This is a genomic window from Rhizobium sp. BR 315 (assembly GCF_050577975.1).
Classification (GTDB): domain Bacteria; phylum Pseudomonadota; class Alphaproteobacteria; order Rhizobiales; family Rhizobiaceae; genus Rhizobium; species Rhizobium miluonense.
Genome location: NZ_JARWKZ010000154.1, coordinates 1 through 714 on the forward strand (window position 1 = coordinate 1; position 714 = coordinate 714).

Annotated in this window: 1 protein-coding gene; it reads left to right on the plus strand. The window is 33.6% G+C overall.

What is annotated here, in order from left to right:
- A partial coding sequence (locus tag QD409_RS35490; RefSeq protein ID WP_430765045.1) for a hypothetical protein occupies positions 1–714 on the plus strand: 714 nt, incomplete at both ends.

A 714-nucleotide genomic window follows, 5' to 3' on the forward strand; every position in this document is an offset into this window, starting at 1 on the left:
GTTTTATCAGCATCTTTTATTGTTTATCGGGGGCTAAGTTCCCAAGAAGAAAGAGATAAACATAGGACGAAAATACAAAAACAAATCGCAGATCAAAAAAAGAAGTTTGTTAAACATGCCAATACTTCGGAATTGGATAAGAAGCTTAAGGCAGCCGGAAATCCAATTGGATTAACAGCAGCCAAATATGAAGCTATTAGAGCAGTAATAATAACTATATTAGTGATTAACTATTGTTTGTTCCCATTAATTAACGGGACGCTTTCAAATACACTGGTAATCATTCCTGCAGTAGCTTTCTTTGCAACAATGACAACAATAAAATATGCGCCAGCAGCAATAATGCTAAATAAACTAGTTGATATGGCTAATCGAAAGAAAATCATTGAGCTTTTTAACTTGTTTGACATGTTAAAAGCCGAGTTAGTATCCCTTAGTCCAAATCAACAAGTGAATGTTTATGGAATATTGAAAGATTCAGCTTCAATGTTTGATTACATAAATGTTCCTGTTAATAAATTCCTTAGTTTATGGAAAGCTGATCCTTTTCAAGCAAAGGAAGTTTTTACATCCATGATTGGTGGAGAAAGTGCAGAAGCGATAGGAGATATTTTATACCGGCTAGATAAAACAAGTAAGGAGGAAGCTTTGAAAATCATTGAAGCAGAATCCGAAGTATTCTCTTATCAATATTATGAGCAACAACTCCAAAAT